Raw genomic sequence first — 12,043 nt, 5'->3', positions numbered from 1 at the left:
TCAAATGAAAAGATATTAAAAAACAATCTATCTCACTTAACCCCAAAAGTATCCAAAGGTCATAAATAGCCCCACGTTCAATAGTAAGAATGCCACTATGATTAAGCGCTTGAACCAGTTAAATGCTGGCAAGCGCGTGGTATTGTCATCAGACATGAGGTAAGCAAATAAAAATAATAGGCTTGCTGCCAACGTCATAATTCCGATACCAATCGGTAATATAAAAAGGTACACCTGCCACACAGTCATCTCTCAACGGTCAGTATTAACCGCATCATAGCAGCAACAGGATTGCGCTGTCAGTAGGCCTTACTTTAAATTTTCCAAAGCTAATGATTTATAGAAAGCACAGTAATCACAAGTGCCATATGAAAGTCGTCAAGGTGTTTTAGATATATGAAGACATATACTTGTAACAAGACTGACAATAAAAAAGGATGCTCACATGGCATCCTTTTTTATAATAGCTAAGACTAACCAGAGAATCTAGCGCGCTTAACGCATGGTCACAAACTCTTCTGAGCCAGTTGGATGGATGGCAACGGTATTATCAAAGTCAGCCTTGGTTGCACCCATTTTGATAGCGACTGCAAAGCCTTGAATCATCTCATCGACACCAAAGCCAATACCATGTAGGCCAATAACTTTTTCATCGTCGCCCAAGCATACCAATTTCATCATGCATTTTTGACGATGCTGAGTCACGGCGCTATACATAGAGGTAAAGGTCGATTTATAGCATTTGATGTTTTCTTTGCCATAGCGTTCCACTGCATCGATTTCAGACAGGCCAATCGTGCCGATAGCAGGGTGAGTAAAGATTACCGTCGGTATCAGTGAGTAGTCTAAGTGCTCATTTGTCTTGTTATTAAACAAGCGCTCTGATAAGCGGCGACCTGCGGCAATCGCCACTGGGGTTAGGTCAACACTGTTTTCGATAATATCGCCAACGGCGTAAATATTCTCAACATTGGTGTTTTGGAACTTATCGACTTTGATTTTGCCAGTCTCAGTCGTCTCGACACCAGTTACTTGCAGATTGATACCGTCTGTTGATGGCGCACGACCAATGGCCCAAATCAAGCAATCTGTCGTATCTAGACTACCGTCTTTGGTACATAACGTCAGGCTATCATCTTCGTTTTTGTTAACTTCAGTGAGCGTGGTATTGGTATGCAACTGGATACCGTCTTGCTCCATTTCTATCAGCAATGCCTCTACCACACTATGGTCAAACGCACGCAGTGGTGAATGTTGACGCACATATAGATGCACCTCAGCGCCGAGACTATTTAATACGCCTGCGATTTCAACAGCGATATATCCTGCGCCTACAATCGCCACACGTTTTGGCAGGTGATTCAACGCAAAGAATCCGTCAGAGTCGATGCCGTATTCTGCGCCTTTGATATCTGGCTGGATCGGATGACCGCCTGTAGCAATCAAAATATGGTCAGCAGTGATCAGCTCACCATTAACTTCTACAGTGTTAGTATCGACAAATTTGGCAAAACCTTTGATAACCTCTACGCCATTTTTGGCCAAGTTATTATCATAAGAGCGGTGAATGTTTTCGATATATTGCTGACGGCTCTGTATCAGTTTTTGAAAGTCAAAACCTTTGGCATCAACATCAAAACCATAGTCTGGTGCATATTTATGGATGGCTTCAGCTACTTGCGCGCCATACCACATTACTTTTTTGGGAACACAGCCCAAATTCACACACGTGCCGCCCAATTGATTGGCTTCGATGATAGCGCATTTTTTGCCATAGCTCGCCGCACGGTTGATTGATGCGATGCCGCCGCTACCGCCACCAATGGCGATATAGTCGTAATGTTTGGTCATAATACGGTCTCTTATTAAGTTGTTATTGGTGCTGCTTCCGACTCCACTGTAATGGGTCTTATCATCCATCTTACAAGTTTTTTATAGTTCGTGTATATCTAATTGCTTGAATATAAACAGTATTTGGTTAAGAGAAGCTTAGCATTTAGATATGTAAATCTACCTAAACCCATTTAGACGATAGGGCGACGTCTATAAAACAACAGTCCCGGAATAGATAAGCCAAGCACCAATCCCGAGGTCACAAATAATGCTTCAAACAAATAGCCCATCATTTGGCCAAATAACTCGTCAGAAAAACCAAAATAGCCAATCTGCACCATACTAACCATTGCTTTATAAGCGGCAATACCAGGCATCATACAGATGACACTAGGCGAAATAAGTGCTTTTGGCGGTAAGGTATATTTCTTAGAAAAATATACACCCAAAAAGCTGGCTAGCATCGCCCCAAAAAAGCTAGCAACCACGAGATGGATATGCTGATGGACAAGAGCAGTCTTTAATCCAAAGCCAAACGCCGTCATCAGCAAACAAGGCAATATATAGCGTTTGGGAACGCTAAACATCAGCGTCCAACCAAGGGTGATAATGCAAGACAGTACGACGGTTTCAACAAACCACATCTTAAAACCCCCAGTGCTGTATTTGCAGTAAAATCAGTGCCATCACGATACCAACGCACGCGGATAAAGTAAGCATATAGGTAAAAACAGCACGCCCAACGCCAATATTGACATAGCCTTTTAAGATATCAGACAAAGAGTTAATCAAAGGAAAGCTGGGCACCAGTAGTAGCACACTGGAGGCAACGGCGATATCGGCATTGTTACCAATATCAAAGTAGTAGGTCGTTGCCCCAATCAGTGAGGCGATAAAAGCTGTCACAATGACAGTGATAAAAGGGTTAAAGTGATGCTTGGATAGATATATACGAGTAAACATCGCCACCATGCCAGCGATGAATGTCACCGCCGTAATCGACCAACTACCACCATTAAGATAAGCAAATGCTGCACAGGATGCGCCAACAAACAAACTTACTAACCACGTTGGGTAAACGGTCTTATCTAACTCATCGAACGCAAGAGTAGTGCGGTCAATCAAATCATTATGATCGACAGTGGCTTCGGTCTTGTTGACGATTTGCTGGATTTGTACCAACAGATTAACATTGATACTCTGATTGATCGTATCTCTAGTAGTGGTAATACAGCGCTCGTCACATATAGTTGTCAAGGTAATGGCATTAAAGTTCAGCGAACATTCGACACTGTTCATTCCTAAGGCGATGCCTAAACGCTTGCATAAATCCACCACCACGGCAGACTCAGCGCCATACTGCATAAGGAGTAAGCCGCAGCGCACACATAATCGAGTAATGTGCTGCTGCTTTACGTAGCTGATAGAGTTCATGGATTAGATACGCATGTTGGTTAATATTGTTACGCTATTATAAAGGGTCTGGAAGCTGACGCGTAGGCATTATCAGAAAAACCATTAAGTGATACGATACAGTATAAGCTTTTTTGGCAAGGAGCATAAAATGCATATCGCTATTTTAACACTGACGTTTTCATTGCCCGGCTGTAGTTCGTTAAAAGAAAAGCGTCACCGTATGGGCGGCTTACATGCACGCTTTGGCAATACACCAAGCGTCGCAGTTTGTGAGAGTGGCGGCCGCGATCGCCATGATGCCAGCGAGTGGACGTTTGTGATCGTTGGGCTGTCCAAACGTGAGGTCGAGTCGCAGTGCAGCCAAATTGAAGAGAAGCTAGAGCGTACGGTAGATGCGTGGGTGATGAATATTGAGAGGGAGTTTATTTAGGGTGAATTAGGATAGTGTAGTAATATTTTGAATGTTTTTCTTTCATCAGAGATAGAGTTTGTTCTACACTACCTGCACATAAGTTTATAATTAGATGAAGGTTAAGAATATGGAAGAATTAGCTCATCAAATCTCTGAAATCATCTTATGCTATCGAGAAGATGACATAGATGGATGTTTTTATAATACTGTAATGACACCTGAACATGTTATAAATTGGGTAAATCAGTTTGATGAAAATGATAGAGAGTTCTTGCTATCAGAGCTTCTACATATTTTGCCAAAAAGTTATTTTTCAAAAGATTTCATGCTAAAGTTTTTAGATGTAGTATTGACAAAGGTATCTGAGGATTTAGGATATGAAAATTTGTATAATTTCCTTCTTGACGCTCAGATAATTCAATGCCAAGGTTCGAAAAAAAGTCAAACTGAAATATTAATATTATTAGATGAGATATTTAAAGATAAATTTGGAAAGTCTATAAAAGACTTTCCTTTAGGTGATGTTAAATACTGGATCTATATTGATGATCTTTTAGCATCGGGTGGAACATTCAAAAGAAATATTATTAAGGAAATAGAACATCATGCTCTCGATGGTGGCTTTAAAAATTCAAATGTAGAAATAGTTTGTTTATTTATAGGGTTACATAGTTTAGGCTGGAAAAATACTAAGTACTCTCTAAATCAGGCTTTGAGCTGGAATGTTAGTGAAAGAATTAAAGCATATATGTATTTAGGTTTTGAAAATAATATAAAGGAAACAGGATCTAAGCTTAACATTGTTTATCCTAAGAAAAATGAAGAAGGTTTGAATTTCCTTGATTTTCTTGAGGGTTCTTTTGTGCGTGATTACCCTATGAGAAACGAGAATATTGCATTCAGACCAGTACACTTACCCATAACAGAAGAATTTTATAGTAGTCCTCAGTCTAGAGATAGGTATGAAAATATTTTACTAAGAAAGGGAATAGATCTAATACATAATACTCAAAATCTCACGGTAGAAAGTATAAGACCGCTAGGTATGACTAATCCATCAAACAAAACACTAGGAACTGGTAGCCACTTTTTTACTTGGAGAAATATATCAAATACTTGTCCCATAGTTTTTTGGTGGGAAGCTAATGGTTGGTATCCGCTATTCCCTGTAAAAAATAGAGGAGTGTGATATGAGTTTGAGTATACGCCACTATAAGAGTAGTGAGTGTGTGACGTTTAAAAGCACAAAAGGTGAGTTTGGAGCTTTATCAAATATGGCTCCGAATTTTCCCATATATATTAATCAAACCAAGCTTAAGACCTCAGAAGCACTATACCAAGCCTTACGGTTTCCTAATCATCCTGAAGTTCAACATCAGATTATTTCGCATAGAAGCCCTATATCAGCTAAAAAATATGGAAGGGAGCATATTGATTTAACTAGAGCAGACTGGAATCAAGTTAGGTTTAAGATAATGAGATTTTGTATCGAATTAAAACTTTTTCAAAACTTTGATCGGTTTTCTGAGGTGCTTTTGTCAACAGGTGACTATCCAATAGTTGAGTATTCCGATAAAGATAAAGTTTGGGGTGCTACTTTTCAAAATGGCTATTATATAGGAACAAATGCTTTGGGACGATATTTGATGGAATTAAGAGAAAAAGTTAAAAGTAAAAAATTCGAATTAACTATGCCTGATGTATTAGATATGAAAATATTAAACCAATTAATTGATATTCACTCTGTATCTTCATATCCTGAAAATTCTATATTAGAGCAGACTAAGTTATTCTAGTTATATTGAAAATGGATTTTATTTGAAGTAGCTTGATATTAAATTAACAAAAGAGACCACTCTATAAAGAGTAACCTTTTATCAATCACTAACCAATTTCTATTATCTGACGTCTTTTAGGCTAAAAGTATTCTAAAACAATCATACTAAACTAGAAATATGTTTGTTTAATTAATTATACTTAAGGATTAGTAGGTACATAAAGGACTGTCATGACCATCAACACTATCCAGCTATTTACTTTCATCATTGCTGTATTCATATTTATCATGACGCCGGGTCCTGGTGTGTTTGCCACGATTGCCAAAGCCATGACACAAGGGTCTTGGGCGGCGCTGCCCTTAGTTATTGGGCTTGCTGCAGGGGATGCTATTTATATGGTGTTCTCAGCTTATGGACTGAGCGCGTTAGCAAGTAATTTTAATACACTGTTTACTATCGTTAAGTTTGAGGGTGCAGGCTATTTATTTTACTTGGCATACAAGATGTGGACGACGGTGCCGAGTGAAATTATCACTGGAGATATAGCGTTAAAGAATAAGAATGAGGGTTTAAAAAGTGTGATGTCAGGCTTTTTGGTGTTCATTAGCAATCCAAAAGTTATTTTATTCTACATAAGCTTATTACCTAGCTTTTTTCCAGTAACCAGCCTGACAGGGATAGATATTACGATTCTATGTCTAGTGATTTTTAGCTGCGCCATTGTTGCCATGATGATGTATGCCTTCATGGCGAGCTATGCGCAAAAATGTCTAAAAAGTCCTAAAGCGCGTCAGAAATTTAATCGAGTAGGGTCTTCATTTATGGGATTGGCTGGCACATGGTTGATCGCGAAGGGTTAGATTTATAATACAAATCTGCAGGAAGCGTTGGACGCTTAACAAATACCTTTGATGGTTCATAAAAAGAAAAAGCCACCCTATAAAGAGTAGCCTTTTATCACCGAGTATCTAAGAATACCAGTTATTAGTGACGACCTTGGCCTGCAGGTTTCTCAAACCCTTTTGCACTCATGCATGAATCTATTTTCTTCATATCATTTTTACTTGGACGACTGTCCTTATTCATTTTTACGCCCGATTTTTTAGCACAGTCATTCATGGCTTGCTTCATGTTTGCTGACATCGCAGGTCTTTTATGGTTATGATCACTTGTGCCGCTTGAAGCGCAGGCCGCAACACCAACAGTAGATGCTAACAAAATAAATAGTAATTTTTTCATGGAAAGTCCCTAAAATTTTTAGTAGTCATGCAAGAGTGAGTATCGTCAATTCGTGCGTGTTATATCGTTCTTAACCAGTTATTTCGATATCGTATACATTTGAGCATAGTGTGGAGCTATTTAAATACTAATATATTCAACCTTTAAGTAACTTTAATAAGCATTGAGAAAGGTAACGCAGGGCAGTAGAGGTAGTTGAAACGGTATATAGATATATTAACTAGGGTCTATAGCTTGTAAGTTATACAAGCTTTGCCATTCTCAACACTCAATAAAAAAGCCACTCCCTAAAGAGTGGCCTTTTGATGAATGCCAATGCGTTATTTGTCATCTACCAAAACTAGGCTGATGATCAAGCACTCTATAGCTCAAAGACCAGATACTGTAAGATTCTTTGTTGAGCACTTATCTGAGTATTGGTTACCTCAGTTGGGTCTTCCAGACAAGCAGTGTAGTCTTCAGGATCCAATGTTCCATCAAGTAGTAAGCTATAGCAGTAGCTATCGCCGCCTTCTTCATTATGATAAGAGGTGTAGGTCACGCGTCCACTACCATAATCAAAGCCAACGGTTAATGGACGCATAGTGCCGTCACTGTCTTGCCCGCTCACATATACATCGACATTTTCACTACTGTTGACGCCGTTCATCCGTGCCCAGCCACTAGCAAACCCGTCAATAGTCACTGTGCCGTCAGAATTCAAGCAATCGCCTTGCGTACAAGTGACTTCTTCCAGCCATGATTTGAGTGTCGGCTCGATGTTACTACGGATAGTAATAGAGTCTTCACCTGTCGTAGCGCTGCCATCATCTTCTGGTTGATTGGTTGGTGTCTCGTCAGAACCGTAATAGTCGATGTACTCTGGGAATGTTTGCTCTACGACATCATATGCCAAATCGCTCACATAGATTCGACCACCACCATCGACATATTCTTTTAGCATCTGTCTCTTATCATCATCCATCAGCCAGCTTTCATCATCTAGACCACAGTTAAAAAACACCACTTCATAATCAAATATATTGGCTTGGCCATCATTATTACTATCTACAAATAAATTGTCCGTGGACTCCCAGATATCAAACTTGGAGTCAATAATATCACCATCCGCTGCATCAACATCTGCAAGACCTAGCTTTGCAAGTATGAGCTCAATACTGTCATATGCTCCTTCGATGACGAGCATTTTAGGAACTGCTGTAAGGACGGTATCTTCTAACTGAGTTATCTCTGTTGTAGATGACCCAGTTCCTGATAGAGTAAGTTCTTGCTTAGCACTAAAAGCCCCTTTTTTGAACTGAACTTGCAACTCATTTGTAGACGTTTCAAGATCTAGACGATAGCTACCATCCGTACTGGTACAGGTACTTGCCAAGCTATTTGCAGGTGCAATGCCGCAGTCAGCATCTGTAGTACTATCCGCTGACTTAACTGTCATCGTCTGTATACTACTGGCGCTGTAGGTGCTCGCTGCAATACGGCTACTAACATTAGCACCTTCTGCTGATGCTACGGCGTATACCAGTGCATTAGCGATTGGCGTTTGACCATCATATGAAAGCAACTTGCCATATATTGTATTTTGATTGGGCTGCGCTGGATCAACCACTCCTTCTGGGTTTTCAGGATTCGTTTGGTTTGATGCTGAGTCGTTATCGTCATTACAACCAACCAATGCCAACGAAGTCATCATAAAAACAGTCATGACTGACAATTTATTTCGCAAAAATACTTTCATACTTTTAGGTTCCATTTGCAGTATTAAGAGGTGATATTAGATATGTCATTGTATTTGTAGGATTATGAGCGTTACATTTTAGAAATGTCAAAGTATACAATGAGTAACAAAGTCACAGATAGTAGGCAAAAGTAGACTAAGTGTCAAATGCAGTATTTGTAGTATGTTAGCTCTTAATACTGTTTTAGCGAATATATCTTAATTCTATTACTGGTTAAAAATAGAATTAAGATAAACTTTTTCAGAAAGTAGGGTGGTTTAATAGCACAATGTGTCCATTCTGTTGATACATAGAACAGACATGATCATGATTAAGGTGCTGCTTAATACAATAAGAATAATAGCGTTAATTTATTTTTAAATATTATGGATATTTATATAATTAGTTACTCTGCACGAAATTTGAAATACACCAACAATAACAAATTTTGTAAAATAATAATTTGTGATAGCAAAAAAAGGCCACCCTATAAAGAGTAGCCTTTTATCAATGATTAATCAGTTTGTATTAGCTTACGTCCTTCATGCCTTGCTCAAGCATTGGCTTTAAGAACTCACCTGTGTATGAGCCTTTGACTTCTGCGACTTTTTCAGGCGTGCCTTCAGCGATGATCAGTCCGCCACCTTTACCGCCTTCAGGGCCAAGATCGATCACCCAATCTGCTGTTTTAATGACATCGAGGTTATGCTCGATGACCACGATGGTATTACCTTTATCGCGTAGGGTATGCAGGATGTGTAGCAGCTTGTAGATATCGTGGAAGTGCAAACCAGTGGTTGGCTCATCCAAGATATAGAGCGTTTGACCAGTATCGCGCTTAGCAAGCTCACGCGCCAGTTTGACCCGCTGCGCTTCACCGCCAGATAGCGTGGGTGCTGACTGACCCAAACGAATATAGCCAAGACCGACATCCATCAACGCCTGCAGGCGGCGATAGATCGCAGGTATCGCTGAGAAGAATTCAGTCGCATCTTCCACAGTCATCTCTAACACTTCGGCGATGCTCTTACCTTTATAGTGAATCTCTAACGTCTCACGGTTATAGCGCTTGCCTTCACAAGTATCACAAGGCACGTACATATCCGGTAAGAAATGCATCTCAACTTTGATGAGGCCATCACCTTGGCACATCTCACAGCGTCCGCCTTTTACATTAAAGCTAAAGCGGCCAGGCTTATAACCACGGGCACGTGCTTCTTGCGTTTGAGCAAACATTTCACGTACTGGAGTAAACACGCCAGTATAAGTCGCTGGATTTGAGCGGGGCGTACGTCCAATCGGGCTTTGATCAATATCGACCATTTTATCCAAATGCTCAAGACCACTAATACTTTCAAACTTATCGGCGAGCAAGGTAGAGGCATTATTTAATTGCGTCGCTGCCAATGGCATGAGTGTACGGTTAATCAAGGTAGACTTGCCCGAACCTGATACACCAGTTACACAGGTCATGACGCCTACAGGAATGGTCAGATCTACATCATGCAAGTTGTTGCCTGATGCACCCTTTAGTTCAATCATCATCGGCGCTTTTTTAGCTTTGGCTTTACCTTTGACTTCCACGTCCATGGTTTTTGCAGTATGACGTACCGCTGGAATTTCGATTTTCTTTTCACCAGACATATACTGTCCAGTCAACGACTCTTTGTTTGCCATGATGTCATCGACCGTACCTTGAGCGATCACATGACCACCGTGAACGCCTGCGCCGATACCGATATCAATGACATGATCCGCTTGGCGAATGGCATCTTCATCATGCTCAACGACTAGTACTGTATTGCCCAAGTCACGCAAGCGGGTGAGGGTTTTTAGCAGACGGTCATTGTCACGCTGGTGCAGACCGATAGATGGCTCATCGAGTACATACATCACGCCCATTAAACCTGCACCGATTTGGCTAGCAAGACGAATACGCTGTGCTTCACCGCCCGATAGCGTTTCGGCAGAGCGCGCAAGAGTGAGATAGTCAAGCCCGACACTCACAAGGAAGTTTAAACGCTCATTAATTTCTTTAAAGATCTTTTCGGCGACTTCACCTTTGTGACCGCTAATTTTTAGCGTTTTATAATAGTCCGCCGCATCGCCGATAGACAGTTTGACGATTTCAGCAATAGTCTGATCGTCAACACGGACATTGCGCGAGATTTCATTTAGGCGCGCGCCATCACAGACGTTACAAGTCGTATCTGCCAAGTATTTGGCCAGCTCATCACGAACGAGGTTACTTTGCGTCTTGGCATAACGACGCTCTAAGTAAGGCAGCACGCCTTCGAATGGTACGGTCTTGTTCGTCTTGCGACCGCGTTCATCGGTGAAATTAAAGGTAAGTTTCTCTTTGCCAGAGCCATGCATGATGATGTCTTGATGCTTTTTACTCAAGTCTTGCCACGGCATATCCATATCGATTTCGAAGTGCTTACAGACAGTGCTAAGTAGGCCAAAATAGTAAGCATGACGTTTGTCCCAACCATTAATTGCGCCTTGGTTAAGTGACTTCTCGTGATGAGTGATGAGTTTTTCAGCAGCAAAGTACTGACGTTTGCCAAGACCGTCACAGCTTGGGCACGCGCCATATGGGTTGTTAAAACTGAACATACGTGGTTCAAGCTCAGGCACGGCACGATCACAGACAGGGCAAGAGTGCTTAGCTGACATGACTTGATTGTCACTGCCGCCTTCTTTTGGATTGCCATCCATAAAGTGTAGAGTCACCAGTCCTTGACCCAAGCGGAGAGCCGTTTCCAAACTTTCAGCAACACGGTTACCCAAGTCATCACGAACTTTAAAGCGATCGACTACCACCTCGATGGTATGTTTTTTCTTCTTATCCAGTGTCGGTAGCTCATCGGTATCATAGACATCACCATCAACGCGCACACGGACAAAACCTTGCCCAATCAGCTGCTCAAGTAAAACGGTATGCTCGCCTTTACGCTCACGAATTACCGGTGCCAATATCATCAGCTTAGTATCTTCTGGCAATGCCATGACCTGATCGACCATCTCAGTAACCGACTGTGCGACCATCGGCTCACCGTGCTCAGGGCAATATGGTGTACCAATACGTGCATATAGCAAACGAAGATAATCATAAATCTCGGTAATTGTACCAACAGTCGAGCGTGGGTTATGGTTGGTTGATTTCTGTTCGATAGCAATTGCAGGAGACAAGCCTTCAATACTATCGACTTCAGGCTTCTCCATTTGAGAGAGGAACTGACGAGCGTATGCCGATAAACTCTCGACATAACGACGTTGTCCTTCGGCATATAACGTATCAAATGCCAGTGAAGATTTACCAGAGCCAGATAGGCCAGTGATAACCACGAATTTATCTCGTGGAATGTCTAAATCAATATCTTTTAAATTATGAGTACGTGCGCCGCGTATTGCGATATGGTCATGTGCCATCGGTTACAGGTTTCCTATTTGCTAAAAGGGGATTGGGAAATATCTCAATTCAAAAAGTAAATGCAGGTTAGTAAAGTAGTTGGTTAAAACGTGAGTTATTCTAAATTTATAGTGTCGTTACAAAAGGGGCGGTTATAAATCGTGTTGTTATAGAGGATTTGATTATTTATAAGGTAAAAGCCGTGCGAGTCTAGCTGTTCGTTTTCTATTAT

Annotated in this window: 11 protein-coding genes; 4 read left to right on the top strand and 7 right to left on the bottom strand. The window is 41.0% G+C overall.

The features are described from left to right. Positions 1–36 precede the first annotated feature (36 nt). From ACT3QR_RS04185 to ACT3QR_RS04170, 4 genes are all read right to left on the bottom strand, one after another. Entirely contained in the window at positions 37–198 is a 162-nt protein-coding gene (locus ACT3QR_RS04185) for a hypothetical protein (protein ID WP_444520137.1), read from the bottom strand. 297 nt (positions 199–495) lie between these two features. Beyond that, a complete protein-coding gene (gene gorA / locus ACT3QR_RS04180) occupies positions 496–1,851 on the bottom strand; it encodes a glutathione-disulfide reductase (protein ID WP_444520136.1) in 1,356 nt (451 codons plus the stop codon). Positions 1,852–2,024: 173 nt separating this feature from the next. Further along, positions 2,025–2,477, bottom strand: coding sequence for a threonine/serine exporter family protein (locus ACT3QR_RS04175; RefSeq protein ID WP_444520135.1), 453 nt, complete (start codon positions 2,475–2,477; stop codon positions 2,025–2,027). Between the two features lies 1 nt (position 2,478). Beyond that, positions 2,479–3,267 (bottom strand): threonine/serine ThrE exporter family protein, encoded by a 789-nt coding sequence (locus ACT3QR_RS04170; protein ID WP_444520134.1) that lies wholly within the window; start codon positions 3,265–3,267, stop codon positions 2,479–2,481. A 130-nt stretch (positions 3,268–3,397) separates the two neighbouring features. Here ACT3QR_RS04170 and ACT3QR_RS04165 point away from each other — a divergent pair, with 130 nt between their 5' ends. From ACT3QR_RS04165 to ACT3QR_RS04150, 4 genes are all read left to right on the top strand, one after another. Continuing rightward, positions 3,398–3,679, top strand: a complete 282-nt coding sequence (locus tag ACT3QR_RS04165) for a DUF503 domain-containing protein (protein ID WP_444520133.1) — start codon at positions 3,398–3,400, stop codon at positions 3,677–3,679. Between the two features lie 109 nt (positions 3,680–3,788). After that, positions 3,789–4,850, top strand: coding sequence for a phosphoribosyltransferase-like protein (locus tag ACT3QR_RS04160; protein ID WP_444520132.1), 1,062 nt, complete (start codon positions 3,789–3,791; stop codon positions 4,848–4,850). Between the two features lies 1 nt (position 4,851). Then, a complete protein-coding gene (locus ACT3QR_RS04155) occupies positions 4,852–5,457 on the top strand; it encodes an NADAR family protein (RefSeq protein WP_444520131.1) in 606 nt (201 codons plus the stop codon). Positions 5,458–5,669: 212 nt separating this feature from the next. After that, positions 5,670–6,299 (top strand): LysE family translocator, encoded by a 630-nt coding sequence (locus tag ACT3QR_RS04150; protein ID WP_444520130.1) that lies wholly within the window; start codon positions 5,670–5,672, stop codon positions 6,297–6,299. 124 nt (positions 6,300–6,423) lie between these two features. On the opposite strand, the gene ACT3QR_RS04145 is transcribed toward ACT3QR_RS04150, so the two are convergent. The 3 genes from ACT3QR_RS04145 to uvrA form a co-directional block, all read right to left on the bottom strand. After that, complete coding sequence (locus ACT3QR_RS04145; protein ID WP_444520129.1) at positions 6,424–6,678, bottom strand: hypothetical protein; 255 nt, start codon at positions 6,676–6,678, stop codon at positions 6,424–6,426. A 361-nt stretch (positions 6,679–7,039) separates the two neighbouring features. Then, complete coding sequence (locus tag ACT3QR_RS04140; RefSeq protein ID WP_444520128.1) at positions 7,040–8,371, bottom strand: hypothetical protein; 1,332 nt, start codon at positions 8,369–8,371, stop codon at positions 7,040–7,042. A gap of 553 nt (positions 8,372–8,924) precedes the next feature. Continuing rightward, positions 8,925–11,831 carry an excinuclease ABC subunit UvrA gene (uvrA, locus tag ACT3QR_RS04135; protein WP_444520127.1) on the bottom strand — a complete coding sequence of 969 codons (2,907 nt, stop codon included), beginning with the start codon at positions 11,829–11,831 and terminating at the stop codon, positions 8,925–8,927. Positions 11,832–12,043 lie beyond the last annotated feature (212 nt).

It is taken from the genome of Psychrobacter sp. AOP7-B1-25 (assembly GCF_052376195.1).
Classification (GTDB): Bacteria; Pseudomonadota; Gammaproteobacteria; order Pseudomonadales; family Moraxellaceae; genus Psychrobacter.
The sequence above is the reverse complement of the archived record's forward strand: the minus strand, read 5'-3'. Positions and strand labels throughout refer to the sequence as shown.

Excerpts from the sequence above, each read along its gene's own strand:
- ACT3QR_RS04145 (WP_444520129.1), bottom strand. The coding sequence starts at position 6,678 with ATGAAAAAATTACTATTTATTTTGTTAGCATCTACTGTTGGTGTTGCG.
- ACT3QR_RS04175 (WP_444520135.1), bottom strand. The coding sequence starts at position 2,477 with ATGTGGTTTGTTGAAACCGTCGTACTGTCTTGCATTATCACCCTTGGT.
- uvrA (WP_444520127.1), bottom strand. The coding sequence starts at position 11,831 with ATGGCACATGACCATATCGCAATACGCGGCGCACGTACTCATAATTTA.
- ACT3QR_RS04170 (WP_444520134.1), bottom strand. The coding sequence starts at position 3,267 with ATGAACTCTATCAGCTACGTAAAGCAGCAGCACATTACTCGATTATGT.
- ACT3QR_RS04155 (WP_444520131.1), top strand. The coding sequence starts at position 4,852 with ATGAGTTTGAGTATACGCCACTATAAGAGTAGTGAGTGTGTGACGTTT.
- gorA (WP_444520136.1), bottom strand. The coding sequence starts at position 1,851 with ATGACCAAACATTACGACTATATCGCCATTGGTGGCGGTAGCGGCGGC.
- ACT3QR_RS04150 (WP_444520130.1), top strand. The coding sequence starts at position 5,670 with ATGACCATCAACACTATCCAGCTATTTACTTTCATCATTGCTGTATTC.
- ACT3QR_RS04185 (WP_444520137.1), bottom strand. The coding sequence starts at position 198 with ATGACGTTGGCAGCAAGCCTATTATTTTTATTTGCTTACCTCATGTCT.
- ACT3QR_RS04160 (WP_444520132.1), top strand. The coding sequence starts at position 3,789 with ATGGAAGAATTAGCTCATCAAATCTCTGAAATCATCTTATGCTATCGA.
- ACT3QR_RS04165 (WP_444520133.1), top strand. The coding sequence starts at position 3,398 with ATGCATATCGCTATTTTAACACTGACGTTTTCATTGCCCGGCTGTAGT.
- ACT3QR_RS04140 (WP_444520128.1), bottom strand. The coding sequence starts at position 8,371 with ATGATGACTTCGTTGGCATTGGTTGGTTGTAATGACGATAACGACTCA.